The 24,115-nt window shown below is 61.0% G+C and carries 26 protein-coding genes and 1 pseudogene; 13 read left to right on the plus strand and 14 right to left on the minus strand.

What is annotated here, in order from left to right:
• Positions 1–108: 108 nt before the first annotated feature.
• From BFW87_RS19185 to BFW87_RS19195, 3 genes are all read left to right on the plus strand, one after another.
• Positions 109–1,428 (plus strand): MFS transporter, encoded by a 1,320-nt coding sequence (locus BFW87_RS19185; RefSeq protein ID WP_078741303.1) that lies wholly within the window; start codon positions 109–111, stop codon positions 1,426–1,428.
• Positions 1,428–2,657 carry a Zn-dependent hydrolase gene (locus BFW87_RS19190; RefSeq protein ID WP_078741304.1) on the plus strand — a complete coding sequence of 410 codons (1,230 nt, stop codon included), beginning with the start codon at positions 1,428–1,430 and terminating at the stop codon, positions 2,655–2,657. The genes BFW87_RS19185 and BFW87_RS19190 overlap by 1 nt, the downstream gene beginning before the upstream one ends.
• A 282-nt stretch (positions 2,658–2,939) precedes the next feature.
• The gene (locus BFW87_RS19195; RefSeq protein WP_078741305.1) at positions 2,940–3,968 is read left to right on the plus strand and encodes a histone deacetylase family protein; all 1,029 of its coding nucleotides are present in this window, start codon (positions 2,940–2,942) and stop codon (positions 3,966–3,968) included.
• A 191-nt stretch (positions 3,969–4,159) separates the two neighbouring features.
• On the opposite strand, the gene BFW87_RS19200 is transcribed toward BFW87_RS19195, so the two are convergent.
• The 9 genes from BFW87_RS19200 to BFW87_RS19240 all read right to left on the minus strand — a co-directional run bounded on the left by BFW87_RS19200 (position 4,160) and on the right by BFW87_RS19240 (position 11,475).
• A complete protein-coding gene (locus BFW87_RS19200) occupies positions 4,160–5,053 on the minus strand; it encodes a hypothetical protein (RefSeq protein WP_078741306.1) in 894 nt (297 codons plus the stop codon).
• A gap of 108 nt (positions 5,054–5,161) precedes the next feature.
• A complete protein-coding gene (locus BFW87_RS19205; RefSeq protein WP_078741307.1) occupies positions 5,162–7,093 on the minus strand; it encodes a response regulator in 1,932 nt (643 codons plus the stop codon).
• On the minus strand, positions 7,083–7,946 hold the full coding sequence (locus BFW87_RS19210; RefSeq protein ID WP_078741308.1) for a sensor histidine kinase: 864 nt from the start codon (positions 7,944–7,946) through the stop codon (positions 7,083–7,085). The genes BFW87_RS19205 and BFW87_RS19210 overlap by 11 nt, the downstream gene beginning before the upstream one ends.
• Positions 7,939–8,946 (minus strand): ATP-binding protein, encoded by a 1,008-nt coding sequence (locus BFW87_RS19215; RefSeq protein ID WP_078741309.1) that lies wholly within the window; start codon positions 8,944–8,946, stop codon positions 7,939–7,941. Before BFW87_RS19215 ends, BFW87_RS19210 begins: the two co-directional genes overlap by 8 nt.
• Positions 8,937–9,341 carry an anti-sigma regulatory factor gene (locus BFW87_RS19220; protein WP_078741310.1) on the minus strand — a complete coding sequence of 135 codons (405 nt, stop codon included), beginning with the start codon at positions 9,339–9,341 and terminating at the stop codon, positions 8,937–8,939. Before BFW87_RS19220 ends, BFW87_RS19215 begins: the two co-directional genes overlap by 10 nt.
• Complete coding sequence (locus BFW87_RS19225; RefSeq protein ID WP_017254285.1) at positions 9,338–9,700, minus strand: STAS domain-containing protein; 363 nt, start codon at positions 9,698–9,700, stop codon at positions 9,338–9,340. The genes BFW87_RS19220 and BFW87_RS19225 overlap by 4 nt, the downstream gene beginning before the upstream one ends.
• A 2-nt stretch (positions 9,701–9,702) precedes the next feature.
• On the minus strand, positions 9,703–10,554 hold the full coding sequence (locus tag BFW87_RS19230) for an STAS domain-containing protein (RefSeq protein ID WP_078741311.1): 852 nt from the start codon (positions 10,552–10,554) through the stop codon (positions 9,703–9,705).
• 184 nt (positions 10,555–10,738) lie between these two features.
• Entirely contained in the window at positions 10,739–11,056 is a 318-nt protein-coding gene (locus BFW87_RS19235) for a type II toxin-antitoxin system RelE/ParE family toxin (RefSeq protein WP_078741312.1), read from the minus strand.
• Positions 11,053–11,475 carry a ribbon-helix-helix domain-containing protein gene (locus tag BFW87_RS19240; protein WP_254865916.1) on the minus strand — a complete coding sequence of 141 codons (423 nt, stop codon included), beginning with the start codon at positions 11,473–11,475 and terminating at the stop codon, positions 11,053–11,055. The genes BFW87_RS19235 and BFW87_RS19240 overlap by 4 nt, the downstream gene beginning before the upstream one ends.
• A 203-nt stretch (positions 11,476–11,678) precedes the next feature.
• Here BFW87_RS19240 and BFW87_RS19245 point away from each other — a divergent pair, with 203 nt between their 5' ends.
• Positions 11,679–12,581, plus strand: a complete 903-nt coding sequence (locus BFW87_RS19245; RefSeq protein ID WP_078741313.1) for a LysR family transcriptional regulator — start codon at positions 11,679–11,681, stop codon at positions 12,579–12,581.
• On the opposite strand, the gene BFW87_RS19250 is transcribed toward BFW87_RS19245, so the two are convergent.
• Both BFW87_RS19250 and BFW87_RS19255 read right to left on the minus strand, forming a co-directional pair.
• Positions 12,573–13,331 (minus strand): substrate-binding domain-containing protein, encoded by a 759-nt coding sequence (locus BFW87_RS19250; RefSeq protein ID WP_078741314.1) that lies wholly within the window; start codon positions 13,329–13,331, stop codon positions 12,573–12,575. The genes BFW87_RS19245 and BFW87_RS19250 overlap by 9 nt on opposite strands.
• The gene (locus BFW87_RS19255) at positions 13,331–14,635 is read right to left on the minus strand and encodes an MFS transporter (RefSeq protein WP_078741315.1); all 1,305 of its coding nucleotides are present in this window, start codon (positions 14,633–14,635) and stop codon (positions 13,331–13,333) included. The genes BFW87_RS19250 and BFW87_RS19255 overlap by 1 nt, the downstream gene beginning before the upstream one ends.
• Before the next feature lie 198 nt (positions 14,636–14,833).
• Here BFW87_RS19255 and BFW87_RS32015 point away from each other — a divergent pair, with 198 nt between their 5' ends.
• A complete protein-coding gene (locus BFW87_RS32015) occupies positions 14,834–14,977 on the plus strand; it encodes a hypothetical protein (protein ID WP_176159781.1) in 144 nt (47 codons plus the stop codon).
• Between the two features lie 125 nt (positions 14,978–15,102).
• On the opposite strand, the gene BFW87_RS19260 is transcribed toward BFW87_RS32015, so the two are convergent.
• On the minus strand, positions 15,103–15,495 hold the full coding sequence (locus BFW87_RS19260) for a VOC family protein (RefSeq protein ID WP_078741316.1): 393 nt from the start codon (positions 15,493–15,495) through the stop codon (positions 15,103–15,105).
• Positions 15,496–15,646: 151 nt separating this feature from the next.
• Between BFW87_RS19260 and BFW87_RS19265 the strand changes: the two genes are divergently transcribed.
• The 6 genes from BFW87_RS19265 to BFW87_RS19290 all read left to right on the plus strand — a co-directional run bounded on the left by BFW87_RS19265 (position 15,647) and on the right by BFW87_RS19290 (position 21,886).
• Positions 15,647–16,369 carry a GntR family transcriptional regulator gene (locus BFW87_RS19265; RefSeq protein WP_078741317.1) on the plus strand — a complete coding sequence of 241 codons (723 nt, stop codon included), beginning with the start codon at positions 15,647–15,649 and terminating at the stop codon, positions 16,367–16,369.
• Positions 16,366–17,154, plus strand: a complete 789-nt coding sequence (locus tag BFW87_RS19270; protein ID WP_078741318.1) for an SDR family oxidoreductase — start codon at positions 16,366–16,368, stop codon at positions 17,152–17,154. The genes BFW87_RS19265 and BFW87_RS19270 overlap by 4 nt, the downstream gene beginning before the upstream one ends.
• 67 nt (positions 17,155–17,221) lie before the next feature.
• The gene (locus tag BFW87_RS19275) at positions 17,222–18,154 is read left to right on the plus strand and encodes a 3-keto-5-aminohexanoate cleavage protein (protein ID WP_078741319.1); all 933 of its coding nucleotides are present in this window, start codon (positions 17,222–17,224) and stop codon (positions 18,152–18,154) included.
• Positions 18,155–18,230: 76 nt separating this feature from the next.
• Positions 18,231–19,109 carry an SMP-30/gluconolactonase/LRE family protein gene (locus BFW87_RS19280; protein ID WP_078741320.1) on the plus strand — a complete coding sequence of 293 codons (879 nt, stop codon included), beginning with the start codon at positions 18,231–18,233 and terminating at the stop codon, positions 19,107–19,109.
• A 73-nt stretch (positions 19,110–19,182) separates the two neighbouring features.
• Positions 19,183–20,505 carry an MFS transporter gene (locus BFW87_RS19285; RefSeq protein ID WP_078741321.1) on the plus strand — a complete coding sequence of 441 codons (1,323 nt, stop codon included), beginning with the start codon at positions 19,183–19,185 and terminating at the stop codon, positions 20,503–20,505.
• 55 nt (positions 20,506–20,560) lie between these two features.
• On the plus strand, positions 20,561–21,886 hold the full coding sequence (locus BFW87_RS19290; protein ID WP_078741322.1) for an MFS transporter: 1,326 nt from the start codon (positions 20,561–20,563) through the stop codon (positions 21,884–21,886).
• Here BFW87_RS19290 and BFW87_RS31630 read toward each other — a convergent pair.
• Positions 21,841–22,086, minus strand: coding sequence for a hypothetical protein (locus BFW87_RS31630; RefSeq protein WP_139372458.1), 246 nt, complete (start codon positions 22,084–22,086; stop codon positions 21,841–21,843). The two genes, BFW87_RS19290 and BFW87_RS31630, sit on opposite strands and share 46 nt — an antisense overlap.
• A gap of 60 nt (positions 22,087–22,146) precedes the next feature.
• On the opposite strand from BFW87_RS31630, the gene BFW87_RS19295 reads away from it, so the two are divergent.
• On the plus strand, positions 22,147–23,070 hold the full coding sequence (locus BFW87_RS19295) for a LysR substrate-binding domain-containing protein (protein ID WP_078741323.1): 924 nt from the start codon (positions 22,147–22,149) through the stop codon (positions 23,068–23,070).
• Between the two features lie 74 nt (positions 23,071–23,144).
• A complete protein-coding gene (locus tag BFW87_RS19300; RefSeq protein WP_078741324.1) occupies positions 23,145–23,507 on the plus strand; it encodes a 5-carboxymethyl-2-hydroxymuconate Delta-isomerase in 363 nt (120 codons plus the stop codon).
• A 3-nt stretch (positions 23,508–23,510) separates the two neighbouring features.
• Here the strand turns inward: BFW87_RS19300 and BFW87_RS19305 are convergent.
• Positions 23,511–24,021 (minus strand): annotated as a pseudogene (locus BFW87_RS19305) (LysR family transcriptional regulator).
• Between the last annotated feature and the right edge of the window lie 94 nt (positions 24,022–24,115).

A 24,115-nucleotide genomic window follows, 5' to 3' on the forward strand; every position in this document is an offset into this window, starting at 1 on the left:
AATTGACTAATCATAGCCCCGCGACGATAAATCACCCCTGACAAGCGCCATCAGAGCGCACCGGTTTGACCTTCTCCTGCCAAAAAAATAATCAAAGGAGCCAGCCCCATGAAGCCTTCCGCTTCGCCGCAGCCGCGCCGTGCTGCGGCCGCCGCTTTTATCGGCACCATGATCGAGTGGTACGACTTTTACATTTACGCCACCGCTGCTGCGCTGGTGTTTGGCCAACTGTTTTTCCCCTCCGAAGACAAACTCTTCAGCACCATGGCCGCGTTCGGCACCTTTGCCGTGGGCTTTTTCGCGCGGCCGCTGGGCGGCATCGTGTTCGGGCATATCGGCGACCGCATCGGGCGCAAGAAATCGCTGGTGATCACGCTGGTGATGATGGGCGTAGTCACCGTGTGTATCGGCCTGTTGCCGACCTACGCTCAGATCGGCGTCGCGGCACCGGTCATGTTGATCCTGTTGCGCGTGGTGCAAGGCATTGCCGTCGGGGGCGAGTGGGGCGGGGCGGTGTTGATGGCCGGCGAGCACGCGCCTAAAGGGCGTCGCAACTTCTTTGCCTCCTTCGCGCAATTGGGCAGCCCGGCGGGGTTGATCCTGTCGCTGCTGGCGTTCAGTGCGGTGACCCGTTTGCCGGAAGACGACTTGCTGAGTTGGGGCTGGCGCCTGCCATTTCTGGCCAGCGCGTTACTGTTGATCGTGGGCCTGGCGATTCGCCTGGGTGTGAACGAGTCGCCCGAGTTCCTTGAAGACAAAGCCCTCGCGGAAAAAGCACGGGCCATCAAGAAAGACCAGGCGCCGGTGATCGAAGTCTTGAGAACCGCCTGGCGCCCGCTGTTGCTGTGCATCGGCGCCAACACCCTGGGCATCGCCGGTGTGTATTTCACCAACACCTTCATGATTGCCTACACCACGCAGCAACTGAACCTGCCGCGCTCGCTGATTCTGGAGTGCCTGTTCTTTGTTGCCATCATCCAGTTCTGTGTTCAGCCACTGGCTGCCTGGGTGGCCGAGAAGGTGGGCGCCACGCGTTTCCTGTGCGCCATGACCGTGCTGGCGATGGCCTCGCCTTACCCCATGTTTGTGCTGGTCAGCAGCGGCCAGGCGCCGTTGATCATCCTCGGCATCGCGTTGGCCGTGGTGTGCATGGCCTCGTTTTATGCGGTGATCGCAGGCTTCGTCAGTGGCCTGTTTGAGACCCGCGTGCGCTACACCGCGATTTCCCTGGCTTACCAGGTATGCGGCGCGCTGGCCGGTGGCCTGACGCCGTTGATCGGCACCTGGCTGGCCCATGAATACCAGGGTCAATGGTGGCCGATGGCAGTGTTTTATAGCCTGATCGCGGCGGTGTCGCTGCTGTGTGTACTGGCGTTGTCGCGCCGCCATGCCGCTGCCCATCGCGTTGAAATGATGGAGATTGCGTAATGTTGAAAATCAATGGCGAACGCCTGTGGGCAAGCCTGATGGCCATGGCCGAAGTAGGCGCCACCGCACGCGGCGGCAGTTGCCGCCTGGCCCTGAGCGCTGAAGACCAGGCTGGCCGCGAGCTGTTCAGTCACTGGTGCACCGCCGCCGGGCTGAGCCTGAGCGTGGATGCTATCGGCAACCTGTTCGCCCGCCGTGTCGGCACTGACGAGGACGCTGCCCCGGTCATGATGGGCAGCCACCTCGACACCCAGCCCGAAGGCGGCCGCTTCGACGGTGTGTACGGTGTACTGGCCGGCCTGGAAGTGCTGCGCAGCCTCGATGATCACGGCATTCAGACCCGCAAACCGCTGGAAATCGCAGTATGGACGAACGAGGAGGGCGCCCGTTTCACGCCCGCCATGCTCGGCTCGGCGGTGTTCACCGGGGCCTTGGCGCTGGACACAGCGCTCGCCACGGCTGATGTCGACGGTATCCGTGTGGCTGACGCGTTGCAGGCCACGGGCTACAGCGGCAAACGTCCGATGGGGGGCGCGGTGGATGCCTATTTCGAAGCCCATATCGAGCAAGGTCCGATTCTGGAAGACAACGCCAAGAGCATCGGCGTGGTCACGGGCGGTCAAGCCATTCGCTGGCTCGACGTGCGCGTCGAAGGCATGGCCGCGCACGCGGGCACCACGCCGATGCCGCTGCGCAAGGACGCGCTGTATGGCGCCGCGCACATGATCCAGGCTCTGGAAAACCTCGCGGCGGACTTTGCCCCCGAAGGCCTGACCACTGTCGGCGAATTGAGCATTGCCAAGTCGTCGCGCAACACCATTCCCGGCTTGCTGAATTTCACCGTAGACCTGCGCCATCACCGTGACGCCGACATCGAGGCCATGGAGCAACACGTGCGCGCGCGCCTGCAGACCATCGCTGACACGCGCGGCCTGAGCGTCAGCATCAACCCGCACTGGGTCAGCCCGGCCACGCCATTCGATGCCGAGTGCGTCGCGTGCGTGCAGTCGTCGGTAGACGCTTTGGGCTACAGCCAGCAACGCATCGTCAGCGGCGCCGGTCACGACGCCATCCACCTGGCGCGCTATTGCCCGACGGCGATGATCTTCATTCCCTGCGTCGGCGGCCTCAGCCACAACGAAGCCGAAGACGTGTTGCCCGACGACGTGCGAAAAGGCACCGACGTATTGCTCAACGCCGTACTGCAACGCGCCGGCCGGGCTCACTGATTTTCCAAGCCATACCCCATTCAGAAGTGGGAGCTGGCAAGCCAGCTCCCACATGGGGGCGTGCCAGCCCATTGATCGTTCCCACGCTCTGCGTGGGAATGCCGCCCTGGACGCTCCGCGTCCCGAAATCGGCGGGTAGTCAAGGTCCGGCGCCAGGTGACGCAGAGCGTCACAACATGCATTCCCACGCAGAGCGTGGGAACGATCGGCAAAAGCAGGTTTGGGGGCTTCCTCCAAACCATAGAATCTCCCACAGGTTCCGTGATCATCCAGGAGCACTTGATGCGTACTTATTTCCACCCTGAACAACTCCTGCACCATCCGCGCAGTTACTACTCCCGTGGCCAGATGCGCACACCTCAGGAAATCCCCGAGCGTGCGCGCAACCTGTTGCTGGCCGCGCAAGCCCTGGGTTTCGACATTCAGCAACCTGCTGACTCCGGCCTTGCGCCATTGCTCGCAGTACACGGCGCGGCCTATTTGACGTTCCTCGAGGAAGCGCACCAACGCTGGAAAGAAATCCCCGAAGACTGGGGCGACGAAGTCATGTCCAACATTTTCGTGCGCGAACCCAACGCCCTGCGCGGCATTCTCGCCCAGGCTGCGCGCTATCTGGCGGACGGCAGTTGCCCTGTCGGTGAACTCACCTGGCGCTCCGCCTACTGGTCTGCGCAAAGTGCCGTCGCGGCGGCCAAGGACATTCTCGAGGGTGCGCCAGCCGCCTACGCCTTATGCCGCCCACCTGGCCATCACGCCCGTTACGACGCGGCGGGCGGCTTCTGCTACATCAACAACGCGGCGGTAGCGGCGCAAGTCTTGCGCGAAGGCTTCCAGCGCGTCGCCGTGCTGGATACCGACATGCATCACGGCCAGGGTATCCAGGAGATTTTCTACGACCGCGACGACGTGCTGTATGTGTCGATCCACGGCGACCCCACCAACTTCTATCCCGGCGTAGCGGGTTTTGCCGAAGAGCGCGGTGCCGGTTCGGGTGAAGGCTTCAACCTCAACCTGCCAATGCCTCACGGTGCCAGTGAAGCGCTGTTCTTCGAAAAGCTCGAACTCGCCCTGGCGGCGGTGAAAGATTTCTCGGCAGAGGTGCTGGTGTTGTCCCTGGGGTTTGATATCTACGAGCTGGACCCGCAAAGCAAAGTCGCGGTGACGCGTGAAGGGTTCGCACGGTTAGGGGAATGCATTCGCGGGCTGGGGTTGCCGTGTGTGATCGTGCAGGAGGGTGGTTATCACCTGGAGACACTGGACAGTAATGCGCAGGCGTTTTTCGGGGATTCGCAGGGGTGGAGAAAGGCGTGATATCCTTGTGCCATCACGCGTCGTGATGGTCACGGAGGATGTTATGAGGAAACTGTCGTTGTTGGGTTTGCTGGTGGTATTAGCCGTAACCCCTATGTTTGCGGCAGCATGCCCGAAGGGCACGCATCCGGTCGGCGGAACTGGCTCGCATCACAAAGGTGGGACTTGCCAGTAATCGATGTTGCGCTGCACTAGTGCTTTACGCCGTCGCTGGCAACCGTCAGCGATTGGCTCACGAGCTTCAATATGCGGTCGCGACCACCTTCGGCCAATAGATAAGTCCCGTCGCCTATCCGCACAATCGACTGCGGCGCCTTCAAGAACGACAGGATCGTCTGCTGACGGCCCTGCGGATCAATCAGCAACAACCGAGCCCGATGCGTCGAGTCTTCATTGACCCACAGCCCGCGTTCATCACACATCAGAAAGGTCGGTTTGTTCAGGCCTTTGAGCACCACCGGGTCGCTGTGGTCGTCGGTCAGCTCGCGCACCACGCCTTTTTTCTTCTCTGTGTAGAGCATCCGCCCGTCAGTGCATCGCGCGATGGATTCGCCTTCATGCAGTTTGTCGCGCAGTACGGTCAGGGATTGATCGCTCCAGCGATAGCGCAAAATCCGTCCATTTTCCTTGCGGTCCTCAATGGCGTACAGATCGTCGCCCTCGGCCCACAAGCCCTGCACGTTTTTGCCGCGGAACAGTTCGGTGACCACGCCGTCCTTGAGAAAGCTGACGGGCGCGTCGCCGGTTTCCTGGCTGAACACCCAGCCTCCGCGGGTGGCGAACATGCCGTCAGGTTTGGACAGGTTGGCCACCACCACTTCGCGTGCACCGTCCGGATGAATGCGCACGATGCTGCCCTTGGCGTCGTTGAGTTCCTGGCTGACCATCAGCGAGCCGTCCGTCAGGGGCATCAGCGATGCGGCCTTGGGCACGTCGCGGTGCACCACCTGAACGGCCCAGCCGTCAGTCGCCCTTACGGGATAAAAACTCTGCCAGGCGAAAAAGCCCAGGGTTGCGACGCCAAGCAGGCCAAGTGCTGCGACGGACGTTCGCAGCGGTCGATTTTTTCTTGTGGTTTGAGTCATTGATCAGCGCCAGCAGCCATTCGAGTAGGGTAGAGCGCCGGCAACCCTACCAAGCTTGCCGGGCAATTTCACCCCGGTGTCGCCACGGGTGTCCCCCTTTCACGGCACTTAAAACCGCCGCTCCAGACCGCGCCGAATCTTCTCCAGCAGCTCATTGATATGAAATGGCTTGGCGATCAGGTCCATGCCCTCACCCAGGAAGCTCTGACGATTTGCCGCGTTTTCCGCGTAGCCGGTCATGAATAGGATCGGTAAATCAGTGCGTAGCGCGCGTGCAACGTCCGCCAGTTCGCGGCCGGTCATGTACGGCAGGCCCACGTCAGTCAGCAACAAGTTAATGGACGGGTCGGCCTGCAAGATGCCGATGGCTTCGTCACCGTCCGCCGCCAGGGTGCAGTGGTACCCGGCGTCTACCAGCACTTCGGCGACAAAGCTGCGCACCGAGGGCATGTCCTCGACAATCAGCACGTGCTCGCCGCTGCTCACACCCGGCGCCGCCACGACCTTGGCCACAGCGCTGACGGCGGCGGGGCCGGCAGCGGCAGGGAGCATGATGGTCACTTCGGTGCCCTGGCGCGTGACGCTGCGGATTTGCGCATCCCCGCCGGACTGGCGAGCAAAACCATAAATGGTCGACAGCCCCAGCCCGGTGCCTTGGCCCACCGGTTTGGTGGTGAAGAACGGGTCGAAAACCTTGTCGATTACGCTGTGTTCGATACCCACGCCGTTGTCGCGCACCGACAACGCGATGTAGGGGCCGTTTTCCATTTTGAGGTTGCCGTTGGAGTACGCCGGGTAGGTCGTGACCCAGATGATACCGCCCTGGGGCAGCGCATCCCGGGCGTTGATCACCAGGTTGAGCACGGCGCTTTCCAGCTGGATCGGGTCGACCATCGCCACGGCCGTACTGGTGGTCAGCTCCAGTTTCAGCGCGATGTGTTCGCCGATGGTGCGTACCAGCAGTTCTTCGAGCGAGCGGATATGCGCGTTGATGTCGATCGGCCGCGTGTCCAGAGGTTGCTGGCGCGCGAAGGCGAGCAACCGGTTGGTCAGCCCGGCGGCACTGAGCGCAGAACTCAGGGCAGCATCGGCATAGTGGACGACCTTGTCAGTGCGCTCGGCTTCGATGCGCTTCTTGATCAGTTCCAGGCTGGTAATAATCCCGGTCAGCAGATTGTTGAAGTCGTGGGCAATGCCGCCGGTGAGTTTGCCGAGGGCGTCCATTTTTTGCGCCTGCAGCAACTGCGCCTCGGTGCGCGCCAGTTGAGTGGTGGCGTTTGCCAGCTCAGCCTGTTGATGACGCTCGCGATGGCGGTGTTCCGTGACGTCCTCGACAAACACCAGGCTCAAATCGGCGCGGTTATAAGGTGAGATCTGCCATTCGGTTTCACGCAGCTGACCCTCGACGTGCATCTGCAGCGTGCCTTTCCAGCGCTCTCCACCTGACAGCCCGAGGCACAGCTCGGAGAGGACGGCTTGCTGATCGTCAGCAAAGCATTCCTGCAAGGCGTCGGGGTTGCGGTTGTCGAGGATCAACTGAGCAAAGGCGTGGTTGCATTCGTGGACTTTCAGTTGCGCATCCATCACGGCAATCGGCGCGCTGATGTTGAAAAAAATCTCACGAAAACGCGCCTCGCTTTCGCGCAGGGCATATTCGGTGTCACGCACCCGCAGCAACGTGCGCAAGGTGGCCAGCAGCACGTCGGGGTCCACGGGGTGAATCAGGTAGGCATCGGCCCCGGCGTCCAGGCCGGTGATGATGTCGCCGGTCTCGATGGACGCCGCGGAAACATGCACCACGGGCAGCAATGCCGTGGCGGGATCGGCGCGCAGTTTACGCACGATATCGAAGCCGCTCATGTCCGGCAGGTTGACGTCCAGAATCAGCGCATCGATCTTTCCTCCGGCGATCTGGTCCAGCCCCTCCTGGCCGGTGCCGGCTTCGCTGACGACGAAACGATGGCGCTCCAGTCGGCGGCGCAAGGCGTAGCGCGTGGCGGCGTTGTCGTCGACGATCAGCAGTTGGATATCACGTTTCATCGACGTTCTCACTGGCAATGGACAGAGGAATGATCACGTAGAACATTGAGCCCACGCCCGGCGTACTCTCCACACCGACCCGTCCACCCAGCAATTCAGCGAAGCGCTTGCACAGTGACAGGCCCAGGCCGGTGCCGCGCAAGCGTTTTTGCAGGGGGGAGTCGATCTGGGAAAAATCTTCGAACAGGTTGTTGTGCAGCTCCGCAGCGATGCCGAGCCCGGTGTCATGCACCGCGAAGCGTATTTCCTGATCGCCGAGCATGCTTGCCGAGACGCGAACCTCGCCTTGCAGGGTGAATTTCAGGGCGTTGGAAATGAAGTTGCGCAGGATTTGCGCCAGCTTCTTGTCATCGGTGTACAGGCGCGGCAGGCCGGAAGGCTCTTCGAAAATCAGGTCGACGCTGGAGCCGTCGACAATGGGGCGGAACATCCCGCGCAGGGCCGAAAAGAGATCGAGCATGTCAAACCAGGCCGGCGAAATGGTGATGCGCCCGGCCTCGATCTTGGCCAGGTCCAGCAAGTCATCGACCATCTCGCGCAGTTCGCGTGCCGAGCTGCGGATAAAACCGACCTGGGTGTGTTGCTCGGGGCTCAGCGGGCCATCCAGCTCATCCGCCAGCAGGCTGGTGATACTCAGGATCGAGCCCAGCGGGGTGCGAAATTCGTGACTCATGTACGACAGGAAGCGGCTTTTCAGGTCCGACGCCTGGCGCAGTTGGTCAGCCTGCATATCCAGTTCGGCATACAGCGCCAGCACGCCCTGGTTGGTCTCGTCCAATTCAGTGCGCAACGCATCCGCTTCCTGGCGAAGTTGCTGGACTTCCTTGAGGAGCGAGGCAGTGGATTCAGACATCAATAGCCTCCAGGGCAATCACGAACACGGTGACATCATCCCGGCCGCGACAAAAGTCACGGTGCAAAATGGCAGCGATCAGGGCGGGGTGACGATAGACAAGCCCTTGATAGTCCGACAGGTTCCAGCGTGACTGCAGGCCGTCGCTGTACAAAATCAGCAACTGCCCGGCCACTTCAGCGTAGTCGAAGGGTTGTGCCTTGCGAAACTGCACACCGACGATGCCAGGGTGTGAGGCCAAACCGCGCGACTTTCCGGGGCTGATCAGGCTGCCGCCGATATTCCCCACACCGGTAAAACGCAGTCGGTCCGTTCCAGCATCGTATTGGGCGACGGCCATGGCGGCGCCGCGGGTCCCCGTCATGCCGATGTGCATGTCGCTCATCAACACCTGTGCGTCGAGAAACGCTTCTTTCGCGAATACCGCTTCACCGGCACGGGCGGCCTGTTCTGCATACTCACCGTGGCCCAATCCGTCAGCCATCATCACGCTGAAACGCTCCGGCTCGATTGCCAGGTGCCAGGCGTCGCCGCAGTGCGGGTCGTGGTGCAGTGAGTGCTGACTGACGCCGTAGCGAATGTCTTTCACGACGCTTGAACGGGGTGTCAGCCTGGCCAAAATCGCGGAGCCACGTTGATCGGTGTACACATCGAACACCTGAGCCACGCGCGCGATGGCACCCAGGCCAATGCCCTGAGTGCCACCTGTGGAGAACCCGTCTACCAGGCCGCTGCTGACATCAAACCCTTGCCCTCGGTCGACGGCAATCATCTCGACACCGCCATTGCCCGTAGCCCTCAGGTGCAATTCGCCATGGTCGGCGTGCTTGAGAATGTTGCTGGCGAGCTCGGTTGCGACCAAGGCTACGCGGCCGGCGTCGGTTTCATCGAAGCCGATGCCCTCGGCCAATTGTTGTGCCGTGCGCCGGGCGTGTCCCACCTGGCTGACCTCTTCAATCAACAACACTTGCGTCAACGCACTGGGAATATTCAAGCCCATCGTGTGATCGTCACACGGGTGCCCTGGCCTGGCGCGGTGTCCAGTTCAAACTCATCCACCAGGCGTTTGGCCCCGGTCAACCCCAGGCCCAAGCCACTGCCGGAAGTCCAGCCGTCGGTCATCGCCAACTTCAAGTCCGGAATACCCGGGCCTTCATCGCGAAAGGTGAGGCGCACGCCGGCGCGGTGATCTTTTTCGATGATCGCCCAGTCCATATAGCCGCCACCGCCGTACACCACGGTGTTTCGCGCCAGTTCGCTGACGGCTGTTACCAGCTTGGTCAGGTCGATCAGCCGCATGCCGCATTCCTGCGCGAGTTTTCGCACCAATTGCCGAGCCAGCACAACATCCTGTTCAATCAGCACGGGGTGCGTGCCGTTGCTGGCGTGGGTCATGAGTGTTCTACCCGATCGCGTAACAGTTTCATGCCGCGCTCGACGTTGAGCGCGGTGGCCACCCCAGGCAAGGTCATGCCCAACTCCACCAGGGTGATGGCGACGGCTGGTTGCATGCCCACCAGTACGGTCTGGGCGTCCATGATCCGCGACAGGCCGGAGATGGTGCCGATCATGCGGCCAATAAACGAGTCGACCATGTCCAGCGCCGAGATATCGATCAATACGCCACGCGCCGAAGTGCGGCTGATACGCTCGGACAAATCGTCCTGAAGCGTCAGCGCCAATTGGTCATGCATATCGACCTGGATGGTCACGAGCAAAAACTCGCCCATCTGCAAAATAGGGATGCGTTCCATGCTTAAACCGCCTTGGTGACGGTGACGCCCAAGCGCTTGAGGGCTAACGCCAGTGCGTCGGCGAGGTTGGCTTTGGTGACCACGCCTTGCAGGTCGAGGCCGAGGTGGACGATGGTCTGGGCAATTTGCGGACGCACGCCACTGATGATGCAGTCGGCGCCCATCAGGCGAATCGCCGTCACGGTTTTCAACAGGTGTTGGGCCACCAGGGTGTCGACGGTCGGCACGCCAGTGATGTCGATAATGGCAATTTCTGCGCCGGTGTCGACGATGCGCTGCAGCAGCGACTCCATCACCACCTGGGTGCGTTGCGAATCAAGCGTGCCGATCATCGGCAGGGCCAGTACGCCGTCCCACAATTTGACGACGGGGGTGGAGAGTTCCAGCAGTTCTTCCTGTTGACGCTTGATCACCGACTCGCGGGATTTCTGGAAGGTGCGGATGGTGTGCATACCCAGCGCGTCGAGCAGCTCGGAGATTTCCCACAGCTGTTCGGCCAATTGCGATGGGTTGCTCGCATATTCGCGCTGTAACAGGGCGAACAGCGGGCCTTTCAGGGCGAAGATGAAACTGGCGGTCTGCTGCGAGTCCTGGCCGGCCAGCGCGCGGCTATGGGACAACTTTTCCAGGAAAGCCCGGGTTTCTGCCCAGTTTTCCAGGTTGGTATTTTGTGAACCATTGTTCTCAAGTGCGCCGGTCAACAGGCTGAGGAACTCGCCTGTCTGACGTTTGACGTCGTCTTCCTTGAGGTTACGCGTGGCGCCTGTGGCTTCCTGGCTGGCAACCCACTCGGAGAGCAGGGAAGTGCGGTTATTTTGCAGGGCCTGGATCGTAGTCGCTTGCAGAGTTGCCACGGGTAACCTCCTTGAATGTCATAGATAAACTGTAAGCAATTTATACTAAAACGAACCGATCTGACTGGAATCGAGGGTTTTTTTGCCAAACCTTGTCAGGGATCGGGTCGGTGCCAACCTGGCAATCCGCGTGGTGGTAGACACGAGTTGCTCACCCATCGTTCAGCGGTGTGACCAAACGAAATCAGTCACTATCATCGTTTAAAAAAGCGGCGTAATTCTGCCCTCCATAAAACACCCCGACGATCGACACTGTTTCAGTGACGGGGTCCGCCATGAAAGTGATAACGGTGGTGCGCCGGTAGTGAGTGATGCGCAGGGTGGGTAGCAGGTCATCACGTCGTGTGCCACGTAACGGGAACACGCAAAGGCTTTCACAATAGTTGATGATGCTGTCGATAAAGCGCCCCGCTGTAACGGGGGATCCGGTATCGCTGATGTAGTCTTCAAGGGCATCGAGTTGAGCCAGCGCCTCGGGTGAAAAGGCGACCGAATAGCTCATGGTTTCTCGGTACCTTTTCGTTGACGCTTGGCCGCCATGTGTTCGCGAACCTGCCCGGCGGACAAGGCTCTATCGGGATCAGCCTTGAGTGCCACAGCCGCTGGAATCACTTCATCGCGCAACCAGTCTTCCATAGCGCGATCGCGTGCCATCAGGGCTCTGAGGCCGTCGCGTATCACTTCACTTTCCGTGGCGTATTCACCGGTCGCGACCTTGGCCTTGACCAGTGCCGCCATTTCGATTGGCAAGGTAATGCTCATTTGCTGGGTTGAGCGCATGTTGAGGTCCGCAGGCGTTGAGTAGGATTCAATCCTACTCGACCATTGGCGTGAAGCAAGAAGCAGGTGGTCGACGCCGACATCCGGCATCTCGTCGTCGATCCAAAAAGGGAGAGCGTTCTGGCAGGTTTCCATGGGCATTTATGTCTTCCGCTGAGTAGGTCAGGTCGAAAGTATTGACGCTTTTTTTCGACCGTGTAGCGCCAGTGGTCAAATAACCTGCTGATATGTATGACTTCATATTTGTAGCAGGGTTATTGATCCAAACCGGCATCAGCACACATGGCGCCCCATCCCTGCTCATACGATAATGCCCCCCACATCGTCTACTCTGGCCCACTCCCGTGATCATCAACTTCGACCTCAACGACCTCCAGGCCTTTCGCGCCGTGGTGGACAAGGGCAGTTTTCGCGGCGCCGCCGAGGCCATCCGTATCTCGCAGCCGGCACTCAGTCGGCGCATCGAAAAGCTGGAATCGGCCCTCGACGTGAAGCTGTTCGAACGCACCACGCGACGGGTCAGCCTGACCATGGTCGGGCGCGCATTTCTGCCACAGGTCGAGCGTATGCTCGATGACCTCGATGTTGCCTTGATGGGGATCAGTAATGTGGCGTCTACGCGCATGGGCAATGTGACCATCGCCTGCGTGCCGTCCACGGCGTATTACTTCATGCCCCACGTGATCTCCGAGTTCCACAAGCTGTACCCGAAGATTCGCCTGCGCGTGCTCGATGCCAGTGCCGGTGAAGTGTGCAATGCGGTGGAAAGCGGCGAGGCGGATTTCGGCGTGAGTTTCAGCGGCAGCCTGGCCGATGAAGTGGAATTCGAACTGCTGCTGCAAGAGCGCTATGTGCTGGCCTGTCGCCGTGATCACCCATTGGCCGAGCGCGAGAGCGTGACCTGGGCCGAAGCCTATGAGCATGACTACATTACCGTGGACAAAACCTCCGGCAACCGTTTCCTGCTGGATCAGGCGTTGCGTGGCGTGCGGGTGAAAAAACCGAGCATCTGCGAGACGCACCACGTGACCACGATGATCGGGCTGGTGGAAGCGGGCCTGGGCGTGGCGATGGTGCCGTCGATTGCGATGCCGGCGGGCACGCACCCGATTCTGGTGAGCGTGCCGCTTGTGGAACCGCAGGTGATGCGCAATGTGGGCTTGATAAAACGCCGCGGGCGGACATTGCCGCCAGCGGCGCTGGAGTTGGAGCGATTAGTGCGCGAGATGCCGTTTCGGTCAGTGTGATACCGAGTCCAGGCCGGTGGATTGCACCACCGGTTGCGCCTCGGGCGAGGCCAGGAACTGCAGCAACGCCTTGGCCTGGGCCGGGTGTTCGGCGTTGACCGGAATGCCCGCGGCGAAACGTGTCACCGACTGAACATCCTCCGGAATCTTGCCGACGAACGTTACGCCCGGAACGGGCAACAACTCCGCCACCTGTTGCAAGCCCACCTCGTAATCACCCTTGGCCACCACCGAGGCCACCGGGATGCGTTCGATCATGGTGCCTTTGGCCGGCATGCCCAGTTTGCTGAACAACTCTTTCTCGACATACACGCCGCTGGCGCTGTCCGAATACGCCACGGATTTGGCCTTGAGCAGCAGCGCTTTAAGCTCGGCATCGGTACCGATCGCAGGTTTCGCCGCACCGTCCTTCACCACCAGGCCAATGCGCGAATCCGCCAGTTCCACGCGGGACGCCTTGTCGACCTTGCCCTGTTTGATCAGATCATCCAGGGCGTAGCCGACCATGATCACCACGTCGGCGTGTTCGCCACGGGCCAGGCGGTTGGGAATCGCTTCCGGCGCCTTGCCCATTGACGGGCCGAGGATGGTGTCCAGGGTGTCGCCGCTTTTCTCGGTGTACTGCGGGCCGAGCAATTTATAGGCGGCGGTAAAACCGCCGGAGGTCATCACCTTGAGCTCTTCGGCCTGGGCCGTCAGCGCCAGGGCGCCGAGGGCCAGGGCCGTCAGGGTTTTGAACAGCGGCTTCATCACACCGCCTCCTGCATCACCTGCCCGCGGTTGCCGGCACGACGATACAACGCCAGGGTCGAGCACAGGGCGCACAGCGCGGCAAACATCATCCAGTAGGCCGGCGAGGCCTTGTCTTCGGTGATGTGAATGAACCAGGTGGAGATCGCCGGGGTGAAACCGCCGAAGATCGCCGTCGCCAGGCTATACGCCAGGGAGAAGCCCGCCACGCGCACTTCCACCGGCATGATTTCGGTCAGGGCCGGAATCATCGCGCCGTTGTACATGCCATAGAGGAAGGAGAACCACAGCAGGGTTTCCAGCATATGGGCGAAGCTTGGCGCGCTGACCACAAACGACAACGCCGGGTAGGCGGTGATCACGGTCAGGGCGGTCATGGCGATCAGCACCGGCTTGCGGCCGAAACGGTCGCTCAGGGTGCCGCCGATCGGCAGCCAGACAAAGTTCGACACGGCCACCAGCAAGGTCACCAACAGGGCGTCAGAGGTGCTCAGTTGCAGCACGGTCTTGCCAAAGGTCGGCGCGTACACAGTGATCAGGTAGAACGCGGTGGTGGTCATCGCCACCATCATCATGCCGCCGATGACCACGGTCCAGTTCTTCACCAGCGTGGCCAGCACTTCGCGCATGGTCGGGCGGTGCTTGCGGTTGGCGAACTCTTCGGTCTCTTGCAGGTTGCGACGCAGGATGAAGATGAACGGGATGATCACGCAGCCGATGGCGAACGGAATGCGCCAGCCCCAATCGGCTACCACGGCCGGTTCCATCCACACGTTCAGGCCATAGCCCAGTGCGGCGGCGACCACGATGGAGATCTGTTGGCTGCCCGACTGCCAGCTGGTGTAGAACCCCTTGCGGCCCGGGGTGGCCATTTCAGCCAGGTAAACCGAGACACCGCCCAGTTCCGCGCCCGCCGAGAAGCCCTGCAACAGGCGACCGAGCAGTACCAGCGCGGGCGCCCACAGGCCGATGGTGTGATAACCCGGGACGAGCACGATCAGTAGCGTACCGCTGGCCATGATCGACAACGTCACGATCAGCCCTTTGCGACGGCCGACATCATCGATGTAGGCACCCAGAATAATTGCGCCCAGGGGTCGCATCAGGAAGCCTGCACCGAATACGGCGAAGGTCATCATTAATGATGCAAATTCATTGGCGGCGGGGAAGAACGCAGCAGCGATGTAGGTGGCGTAGAAACCGAACAGAAAGAAGTCGAACTGTTCGAGGAAGTTGCCGGAAGTAACGCGGAAAACCGCACCAACTTTCGAGCGGGCAGAGGCGGGCCGGGAAGGGCTAGTCATGGTTTTGTGTCTCCAGCGTTCTTTTTAAAGTGCTTGTTTCGCTTAAGACCGCGGATAGTGGCTGACACATTTAGAAATGATAAGTGAGTAATTTGGATGTATTGATGCGCGCAGGCTATCAATCGCCAGGCTCATCAAAAAAACCGCTGCTGTTCTATGCTTGAAGGTGTGACCAAATCTTACGGATGGGAGGTGACAATGGCTGACGAACAGAAGCGCCGTGATGAGCCGGAACGTGAGCAACCCCGGCGGCATGAAGAAGAAAAACCCCAGACCTGGAAGCACCCGGACGACGGCACGGAGTTGTCGGAGCGCGACCAGGAACGCCCGCTTAAACCCTGATATCCCGGGAACACTCGGTTAGAAATGTGGGAGCGGGCTTGCTCGCGAATGCAGTGTGTCAGTCAGCCTATTTGTTACTGATACACCGCATTCGCGAGCAAGCCCGCTCCCACATTTTTTTCCACTCAGTTCTGAATCGGCGTGCACAACTCCACCAGCGTCCCATCCGGGCAACGCACATACGACACCACCTGCCCCCAAGGCTTGGTACTCGGCGGCGACAGCTCTACTGCGCCCTGTTCAAGTGCTTTGGCATGCGCGGCGGGCACGTCTTCAGTCACAAACCCCACCTCCATTCCCAATGGCTGGCGCGAAGCATGCGCCTGCACATGCCCGCCCTTGAAGTTCATCTCGCCCAATTCATGCGCGGCGAATGAAAGGGTGGTGCTGCCGGTTTCCAGCTCGCCATACGTGCCCGATTCATGCAGGAAACGACGACTGAAACCAAAGGCTGTTTCGAAGAAGGCCAGCGACGCGGCCACGTCTGGCACATAGAGGATGGTGTAGGCGAATTTCATGGTTGAGCGCTCCTTGCGTCTATTGATGCGCCATTAGAATCAGCCCTCATCCGCTCGTCAATCGAGCTGAAATCGAATCGGGAAACTATTTGACATATTTGATTTGTGATCACATATTGAGGCCATAAGAACGACAACACAGGTTTGACTCATGACAGATGGCCCGCTCCTCCTGCCCACCCTGCGTCAGGTGTCCCGCGATACCTTGCAAGACCAGGTCTATCGCCAGATCCGCGAAGCGCTGATGAGTGGCCGTTTCCAGCCTGGCCAGAAACTCACCATCCGCGGCCTCGCCGAAGCGTTGGGCTCCAGCCCCATGCCGGTTCGCGAAGCGCTGCAACGTCTCAGCGCTGAAAATGCCTTTGAAGTCACTGAAACCTCGCGGCTGCGAGTACGCCTGATGACGGTCGAGCGCTTGCGCGAGATTCGTGATGCACGGGTGGCTCTTGAAGGGTTACTGGCGGAAAAGGCGGTGCTGCTCCTGCAAAAAAACGACCTCGATGAAATCACCGACCTGTGCCGGCAAATGCAGCACGCCGCGGATGAAGTCGACGTGTCGCGCTATTTGTGGACCAACTTCGCCTTTCACCGGCGCATTTACGCCGTGGCCCAGGCCGAGTTGACCATGGCCGCCGTGGAAAACTTCTGGCTGCACATGGGCCCGTGTTTTGCCTTGGTCGCCCCCGATAAAGCTCACCTGCAACGCTCGATGGAAGCGCATACGCGCATCGTCGAAGCCCTGGCCGCCCGAGATGGCGCCGGCGCCCGCGCGGCGGTGACCGATGACATCATGCAGGCCGCCGATTCCCTGGCGCGCCTGCTCGTCAAGAACGACCGCGCGCGGTCGTCTGCTTCAGGAGGTAAACGTGCATGAGTGTCCTACAACGGCTGCAGCCCTATCCTGGGTTACGTGTGTTGATTTCCGGCGGGGCTGCCGGCATTGGTGAAGTGTTGGCGGCGGCGTATCTGGAGGCCGGCGCGCAGGTGCATGTGTGTGATGTGAGCGAGCCGGCCCTGGCCGCGTTTCGCGACAAATACCCGGGCAGTGTCGCCACCCGCGCCGACGTCAGTGACGCCGCCCAGATCGAGGCGGTGTTCAAGGTGCAACGCGAGCATTTCGGTGGCCTTGATGTGTTGGTCAACAACGCCGGGATCGCCGGGCCCACCGGCGGAATCGATGCCATCAGCGACGCCGAATGGCAAGCCACCATCAACATCAATCTGACGGCGCAATACCGCTTTGCGCACCACGCCGTGCCAATGCTCAAGGAATCGTCCCACGGCCATTTGCTGCATATCGCCTCGGTGGCAGGGCGCTTGGGCTACGCGTGGCGCACACCGTATGCGGCGACCAAATGGGCGATCGTCGGCCTGATGAAATCGTTGGCCTCGGAGCTGGGCGAAAGCGACATCCGCGTCAACGCCTTGCTGCCCGGCATCGTTGAAGGCCCGCGCATGGACGGCGTGATTCGCGCCCGCGCCGAACAAGTCGGCGTGCCCGAAGCCGAGATGCGCCAGGAGTACCTCAACAAAATTTCCCTCAAACGCATGGTCACCGCCGAAGACGTGGCCGCCATGGCCTTGTTTCTCTGTTCCCCTGCCGCACGCAACGTGACCGGCCAGGCGATCAGCGTCGACGGAAACGTCGAGTACCTGTAACTCACGGAAGAACACATCGCGCTGTACCCAGGATTTTTTTCATAAGAATAAAAGTCGGAGTCTCGTCATGTCCAAAAATCGTCCTGTCATCATTACCTGCGCCGTAACCGGTGCCATTCATACGCCTTCCATGTCGCCGCATTTGCCGATCACCGCGCAGGAAATTGCCGACGCCGCCATCGGTGCCGCCGAAGCAGGCGCGGCCATTGTTCACCTGCATGCCCGTGACCCGATTGACGGTCGCCCCAGCCAGGACCCGGCGTTGTTCGCCGAATTCCTGCCGCAGATCAAGGCCGCCAGCGATGTGGTGATCAACATCACCACCGGCGGCGCACCGACCATGGGCGTGGAAGAACGCCTGCAGCCGGTGATGCAGTTCAAGCCGGAATTGGCCTCGCTGAACATGGGCTCGATGAACTTCGGTCTGTACGAAATGCTCAACCGCTTTACCGAGTTCAAGCACGACTGGGAGCGGCCTTACCTGGAAGAAAGCGACGACCGAATCTTCCGCAATACCTTCCGCGACATCACCCACATCCTCAATTCCTGCGCCGAGAACCGCACCCGTTTCGAAATCGAGTGCTACGACATCGGCCACCTCTACACCGCCGCGCATTTCCTGGAACGCGGCCTGCTCAAGCCGCCGCTGTTTATCCAGTCGGTTTTCGGCCTGCGTGGCGGCATTGGTGGGCACCCGGAAGACCTGGCGCACATGCGACGTACCGCCGACCGGCTGTTTGGTGACGACTACGTGTGGTCGATCCTCGGTGCTGGCCGTGGGCAAATTCCGCTGGCGACCATGGGCCTGTCCATGGGCAGCAATGCGCGAGTGGGGCTTGAGGATTCGCTGTGGGACGGCCCGGGCAAATTGGCGGCTTCGAACGCCGACCAGGTCCGCCGCATTCGCCTGGTGATCGAGGCCCTCGGGCTGACAGTCGCCACGCCGGATCAAGCGCGGGAAATCCTCGGGCTCAAGGGGCGTGACCAAGTCAATTTTTAGCCCTGCCGTTTCATTAAAAACACGGCCGTGCCAACGCGCGGCCTGCATCCCGCACAACAACAATAAGGGGATCACCATGCGTATCGAAGTGCTTGTGGACGTCAAGACCACGCTGGGCGAAGGCCCGATATGGGACGTCGAACAACAACGGCTCTACTGGATCGACAGTGCTGACGGCCGCATCCTGCGCTGCACCGACGACGGCCGCGAACTGCGCGCCTGGGACGTGGGCCAGAAAATCGGCTCCATGGCCCTGCGCCACTATGGCGAGTCGGCGATCGTCGCCCTGCAAAACGGTGTGCACACCCTCGACCTCAAAAGCGGTGAGCTCAACCTGATCATCGACCCGGAACCGCACCTGCCCGATAACCGCCTCAACGACGGCAAGGTCGACCGCCAGGGCCGCTTTGTCTTTGGCTCCATGGACACCCTGGAAGACAGCGCCAGCGCCAAACTCTACCGCCTCGACGCCGACCTGAGCCTGCACACGCTCGACGAAGGCATCATCGTGTCCAACGGCCCGTGCTGGAGCCCGTCCGGGGAGACCTTCTACTTTTGCGACACCTGGTCCGGCGAGATCTGGGCCTATGACTACGACCTGCCCACCGGCAACGTGAGCAACCGCCGCACCTTCGCCAAGGTCGATACCGCCGGCGGTGGCGCCGCCGACGGCTGCACCGTGGACGCCGAAGGCTGCCTGTGGCAAGCGCTGGTCTACGCCGGAAAACTGGTGCGCTACACCCCTGACGGCCACGTCGACCGCATCATCCAGATGCCAGTGAAGAAGGTCACCAGCCTGACCTTCGGCGGGCCGAACCTGGACACCCTGTTCGTGACCTCCATGGCCAAGCCGCCGCTGCCGCGTTTCCCGGCGGACGGCCAGCAACGTGGCGCGTTGTTCGCCATTACCGGGTTAGGCGTGCAAGGAATAGCCGAGCGACGGTTCGCCAGCTAGCGCGTGTGATTAACAAGGCAAATTCCTTCGCAACCTTGTGTCAGTGCGCGCCCTCGCGCGCCTGGAGAGGCCCATGGCAACTATCAAAAAAGCGTCGCTGCGCAGCATTCACCGGCATTCCTGGGTGTCGCTGCTGGTCTGTTGGATGATCTGGATTCTGAACGCCTACGATCGCGAGATCGTGCTGCGCCTGGGGCCGACCATCTCCAAGCATTTCGATTTGTCCGCCGACCAATGGGGCACCGTGGCCACCGTGGTCATGCTCGCGTTGGCCTTGCTGGATATTCCCGGCTCAATGTGGAGCGACCGTTATGGCGGCGGCTGGAAACGTGCGCGCTTTCAGGTGCCGCTGGTGCTGGGCTACACGGCGATCTCGTTTCTTTCAGGCTTCAAAGCCCTCAGCGGTAACCTCGCGACCTTTATTGCCCTGCGCGTTGGCGTCAACCTCGGCGCCGGCTGGGGCGAACCGGTCGGCGTGAGCAACACCGCCGAATGGTGGCCGGTGGAACGTCGCGGCTTTGCCTTGGGCGCGCACCACACTGGCTACCCGATTGGCGCGATGCTCAGCGGCATCGTCGCCAGCTTTGTCATCACTGTGTTTGGCGAAGACAATTGGCGTTACGTGTTCTTCTTCGCCTTCGTGGTGGCCTTGCCGTTGATGATTTTCTGGGCGCGTTATTCCACGGCCGAGCGCATCACCGCGCTGTACGTCGACATCGCCGCCAAAGGCATGACCCCGCCCGACAACGCCCCGGCCAGTTCGGTGAAAGGCGAAGCCTGGCGCACCTTTGTCGCCACATTGCGCAACCGCAATATCGCCCTCACGGCGGGCAATACGATGCTCACGCAAGTGGTGTACATGGGCGTCAACATCGTGCTGCCGGCCTACCTCTACAACATCGTCGGGCTGTCGCTGGCGGAGTCGGCGGGGATGAGCGTGGTGTTCACCCTCACCGGCATTCTCGGGCAACTGGTGTGGCCGTCGCTGTCGGACATCATCGGGCGGCGCACCACGTTGATCATCTGCGGGCTGTGGATGGCGGCGAGTGTCGGCGCGTTCTACTTTGCCAACACCCTGACCTTGATCATTGTCGTGCAACTGTTGTTCGGCCTGGTGGCCAACGCGGTGTGGCCGATCTACTACGCGGTGGCCTGCGACTCGGCCGAACCGTCCGCGACCTCCACCGCCAACGGCATCATCACCACCGCGATGTTTATCGGCGGTGGCCTGGCGCCGGTGCTGATGGGCAGCCTGATTTCCATGGGCGGCGGTTGGACCACGCTGCATGGTTACACCGTGTGTTTCTTCGTGATGGCTGGCTGCGCCCTGGGCGGCGCGCTGCTGCAACTGTTTTCCCATCGCCCGCCTGCGCTGGTTGTGCACCTCCAACCCTAGAACAACACCGATGCGCCCCCCAGCCAGGCTGGCGGGGTGCCAAGAGGAATTGCCGATGAACACTGCCCACCCGGTTCGCGAACCGCAGGCGCTGAACAAACTGATGTTCGCCAAGTTGATGCCCTTGCTGATCATCGCCTACGTCCTGAGCTTTCTGGACCGCACCAACATTGCCCTGGCCAAGCATCACCTGGACGTCGATCTGGGCATTTCCGCCGCGGCTTACGGGCTGGGCGCGGGGCTGTTTTTCCTGACGTACGCGCTCTCGGAAATCCCCAGCAACCTGATCATGCACAAGGTCGGCGCGCGCTTCTGGATCGCACGCATCATGGTGACCTGGGGCCTGATCTCGGCAGCCATGGCCTTTGTGCAAGGTGAAACGTCCTTTTACGTGCTGCGCCTGCTGCTGGGGATTGCCGAAGCCGGACTGTTTCCGGGGGTGATGCTGTACCTGACCTACTGGTTCAACCGCGAACAACGGGCACGCGCCACCGGCTATTTTCTGCTCGGCGTGTGTTTTGCCAATATCATCGGCGGCCCGGTGGGCGCGGCGTTGATGCGCATGGGCGGCCTCATGGGCTGGCACGGCTGGCAGTGGATGTTCCTGCTGGAAGGCTTGCCGGCAGTGGCGTTTGCCTGGGTGGTGTGGCGCAAGTTGCCCGACCGCCCCAGCAAGGCGCCATGGCTGTCGGCCGAAGAAGCGCGCGGGATCGAGCAGCGCATCGCCCGGGAAACCGAAGAGGGTGCAGGCGAGGGCGGCCACGCGTTGAAAAACTGGCTGACCCCGCAAATCCTGCTGGCGATCTTTGTGTACTTTTGCCATCAGATCACCGTCTACACGGTGATCTTTTTCCTGCCGAGCATCATCAGCAAATACGGTGAGCTGAGCACCATGAGTGTGGGCTTGCTGACGTCCTTGCCGTGGATCGCGGCGGCGCTGGGGGCCGTGCTGATTCCACGGTTTGCGACCACGCCGGGGCGTTGCCGTCGACTGTTGGTCACCGGCCTGCTGACCATGGCGTTGGGCCTGGGCATTGCGTCGGTGTCGGGGCCGGTGTTCAGCCTGTTGGGCTTTTGCCTGTCAGCGGTGATGTTTTTTGTGGTGCAGTCAATCGTCTTTCTGTACCCGGCTTCGCGCCTCAAGGGCGTCGCGCTGGCCGGTGGCCTGGGCTTCGTCAACGCCTGCGGGCTGTTGGGCGGGTTTGTCGGGCCGTCGGTGATGGGCGCGATTGAAATGAGCACCGGCAATGCGAACAACGGCTTGAAGGTGATTGCCGTGGTGCTGGTGGTGGCCGCGCTGGCGGCATTGCGTTTGCGTCAGGGCCAGGAGGTGTCTCAGACCAGCAAAGAGGTGGGAAACCCGGAGGCCAGCACCAGATAAGCCACCACCGCCGCCAGGCATAAACCTGTGAACACGCGCAGCAGCGTCCTGGCGGTGGGGTTGGCAATGAATTTGATAGCCCAGAGCAACACCCCGCAAAGCAGGGCGCATAAGGCGAAAATGACCAGCACAATGGTGTTCCTGTGACCTTCAAGAGCTGATTTATAGTCCCAAAGCCCGCAGATGAACAGTGCGCACATAGACGCAGCCCTGCGGGCTTTCTAAACTGCGGCTTGTCTTGGGGAAAGGGGCAGGCGCCGATGAATCGTAATGAACTACGCAAGGCCGACATCAACCTGATGGTGGTCTTCGAAGCACTGATGCTGGAGCGCAACGTCACGCGGGTGGCGGAAAAGTTGTTTCTCGGCCAGCCCACCATCAGTTCGGCCCTCAACCGGCTGCGCACGTTGTTTAACGACCCGCTGTTTATTCGCGTCGGTCACCGCATGGAGCCGACCGCGCGCGCCGAAGAAATCATCCAGCACCTGTCGCCGGCCCTCGACTCACTCTCCTCGGCCCTGAGCCTGACCCACGATTTCGACCCGTCCATCAGCACCATGACCTTCCGCATCGGCCTCTCCGATGACGTTGAATTCGGCCTGTTGCCGCCCTTGCTGCGCGCCCTGCGCCAGGAAGCGCCGATGGTGGTGTTTGTGGTGCAGCATGTGGATTACTGGCGCATCCCGGATTTGCTGGCGTCCGGCGATATCACCGTCGGCATTACCCAAACGCGCGGCCTGCCCGCCAATGCCAAGCGCAAACTGTTGCGGCATATTCGCCCCTGCCTGCTGCGCGCCGATGCTTCGGACACGCCGTTGACCCTCGACGAATACTGCGCGAGGCCCCATGTGCTGGTGTCCCACACGGCGAACGTGTCGGGGTTTGCCGATGAATGGCTGGCCGAGGTGGGGCGCAAGCGCCACGTGGTGCTGTCGGTGCCGCAATACAGCGCGCTGCCGGCGTTGCTCGCCGGCACCGACATGATTGCCAGCCTGCCGGACTACACCGCCCACGCCATGGCCGCCGGTGGCAACCTGTTCTGCGAGCCGTTCCCGTTCGAAACCCCGACCCTGGACTTGTCGATGGTCTGGCTCAGCCACGTCGACACCGACCCGGCCGAACGCTGGATGCGTTCCCGGCTCGAAGCGTTCATGAGTGATCGAGGCCTGGTCGCGCCTGTCTGACAGCGCTTTCATGCCCGGGATGTTTGCCCCGTGCTATATCTACGAAACTTCCTACCACTTGCCTGGAGAACCCCATGCCCCATCTGCACCTGGAATACACCGCCAACCTGCCAGACCTGGCTGTTGAGAAAACCCTGTTGCGGCTCAACAACGTGTTGATGGCGTCCGGGCAGTTTGGCTCCGAGTTCGATATCAAAAGCCGCGCCGTGAAAGTCGAGACCTTTCAGGTAGGCACCTCCCTCACCCCGCGCGGCTTTATCGCGGTGAAGCTGTCGTTGCTCAGCGGGCGTTCGCCACAGGTCAAGAAGCAGCTGTCGGAAAGCCTGCTGGCGGCGTTGCAGGACTTGGGCGAGTGGCCGGTCGACGTCCACGTTCAACTCAGTGTGCAACTGGTGGACATGGACCGTGATTCCTACAGCAAAGTGTCGATCGGCTGAGGCTTACAACGAACCCTGATCCGCGCACACCTTCACCACCTGCTCGCGAAACCAGGTATTGGCGCCGTCCTGTTCACTGGTTTCCTTCCACTGCATATCCAGCGTGAACCCCGGCAACCCGTTCGGGGCCTCGTCCACGGCATGGGAAACACGTGGCGCCGCTCGACGAACGCTTGCAGGCTGATTATTCCGGGGCGCACACCTTGAAGGTCACGGCCTTGTGCGTCGCGTCAAAGGCCTGGCCACCGGCGTGGCACAGGTTGATGCTCTGGAGAATCTTCTGCACATGGCCATACATCGTGCTGGCCTTGTACGTCGGTCGCATGCCCGCTCGCGTGTTGATAAACAGCTCGTCTTCAAAGCAGGTGCGCAGCTTCTTCAAGCTGTAACTCACCGTGGACTGGCTGACGAACAGTGTTTCAGACACTTCGGTAACACTGCTCTGGTCATAGACGGCGATAAACACCATCAAGTCCTGCATATCGAGCTTTCTGAGCAAATTACTGTTTAGCATCCGTTCCGTCCGATAAGCCTTGGCACTGTGGAGGCGTGCGACAAGGGCAAAAGCTTAACGGAACGCTCGTACCAATAGAAAGCGCTGTAGGGCG

It is taken from the genome of Pseudomonas fluorescens (assembly GCF_002022275.1).
GTDB classification, from domain to species: domain Bacteria; phylum Pseudomonadota; class Gammaproteobacteria; order Pseudomonadales; family Pseudomonadaceae; genus Aquipseudomonas; species Aquipseudomonas fluorescens_AJ.

What these genes read in the sequence shown, in the direction of transcription:
- BFW87_RS19280 (WP_078741320.1), top strand. Translation starts at nt 18,231, where the DNA reads ATGCGTATCGAAGTGCTTGTGGACGTCAAGACCACGCTGGGCGAAGGC.
- BFW87_RS19210 (WP_078741308.1), bottom strand. Translation starts at nt 7,946, where the DNA reads ATGTCTGAATCCACTGCCTCGCTCCTCAAGGAAGTCCAGCAACTTCGC.
- BFW87_RS32015 (WP_176159781.1), top strand. Translation starts at nt 14,834, where the DNA reads ATGGCTGACGAACAGAAGCGCCGTGATGAGCCGGAACGTGAGCAACCC.
- BFW87_RS19300 (WP_078741324.1), top strand. Translation starts at nt 23,145, where the DNA reads ATGCCCCATCTGCACCTGGAATACACCGCCAACCTGCCAGACCTGGCT.
- BFW87_RS31630 (WP_139372458.1), bottom strand. Translation starts at nt 22,086, where the DNA reads ATGTGCGCACTGTTCATCTGCGGGCTTTGGGACTATAAATCAGCTCTT.
- BFW87_RS19290 (WP_078741322.1), top strand. Translation starts at nt 20,561, where the DNA reads ATGAACACTGCCCACCCGGTTCGCGAACCGCAGGCGCTGAACAAACTG.
- BFW87_RS19255 (WP_078741315.1), bottom strand. Translation starts at nt 14,635, where the DNA reads ATGACTAGCCCTTCCCGGCCCGCCTCTGCCCGCTCGAAAGTTGGTGCG.
- BFW87_RS19285 (WP_078741321.1), top strand. Translation starts at nt 19,183, where the DNA reads ATGGCAACTATCAAAAAAGCGTCGCTGCGCAGCATTCACCGGCATTCC.
- BFW87_RS19185 (WP_078741303.1), top strand. Translation starts at nt 109, where the DNA reads ATGAAGCCTTCCGCTTCGCCGCAGCCGCGCCGTGCTGCGGCCGCCGCT.
- BFW87_RS19205 (WP_078741307.1), bottom strand. Translation starts at nt 7,093, where the DNA reads ATGAAACGTGATATCCAACTGCTGATCGTCGACGACAACGCCGCCACG.
- BFW87_RS19225 (WP_017254285.1), bottom strand. Translation starts at nt 9,700, where the DNA reads ATGGAACGCATCCCTATTTTGCAGATGGGCGAGTTTTTGCTCGTGACC.
- BFW87_RS19270 (WP_078741318.1), top strand. Translation starts at nt 16,366, where the DNA reads ATGAGTGTCCTACAACGGCTGCAGCCCTATCCTGGGTTACGTGTGTTG.
- BFW87_RS19295 (WP_078741323.1), top strand. Translation starts at nt 22,147, where the DNA reads ATGAATCGTAATGAACTACGCAAGGCCGACATCAACCTGATGGTGGTC.
- BFW87_RS19235 (WP_078741312.1), bottom strand. Translation starts at nt 11,056, where the DNA reads ATGAGCTATTCGGTCGCCTTTTCACCCGAGGCGCTGGCTCAACTCGAT.
- BFW87_RS19250 (WP_078741314.1), bottom strand. Translation starts at nt 13,331, where the DNA reads ATGAAGCCGCTGTTCAAAACCCTGACGGCCCTGGCCCTCGGCGCCCTG.
- BFW87_RS19190 (WP_078741304.1), top strand. Translation starts at nt 1,428, where the DNA reads ATGTTGAAAATCAATGGCGAACGCCTGTGGGCAAGCCTGATGGCCATG.
- BFW87_RS19195 (WP_078741305.1), top strand. Translation starts at nt 2,940, where the DNA reads ATGCGTACTTATTTCCACCCTGAACAACTCCTGCACCATCCGCGCAGT.
- BFW87_RS19275 (WP_078741319.1), top strand. Translation starts at nt 17,222, where the DNA reads ATGTCCAAAAATCGTCCTGTCATCATTACCTGCGCCGTAACCGGTGCC.
- BFW87_RS19200 (WP_078741306.1), bottom strand. Translation starts at nt 5,053, where the DNA reads ATGACTCAAACCACAAGAAAAAATCGACCGCTGCGAACGTCCGTCGCA.
- BFW87_RS19220 (WP_078741310.1), bottom strand. Translation starts at nt 9,341, where the DNA reads ATGACCCACGCCAGCAACGGCACGCACCCCGTGCTGATTGAACAGGAT.
- BFW87_RS19240 (WP_254865916.1), bottom strand. Translation starts at nt 11,475, where the DNA reads ATGCCCATGGAAACCTGCCAGAACGCTCTCCCTTTTTGGATCGACGAC.
- BFW87_RS19265 (WP_078741317.1), top strand. Translation starts at nt 15,647, where the DNA reads ATGACAGATGGCCCGCTCCTCCTGCCCACCCTGCGTCAGGTGTCCCGC.
- BFW87_RS19215 (WP_078741309.1), bottom strand. Translation starts at nt 8,946, where the DNA reads ATGGGCTTGAATATTCCCAGTGCGTTGACGCAAGTGTTGTTGATTGAA.
- BFW87_RS19260 (WP_078741316.1), bottom strand. Translation starts at nt 15,495, where the DNA reads ATGAAATTCGCCTACACCATCCTCTATGTGCCAGACGTGGCCGCGTCG.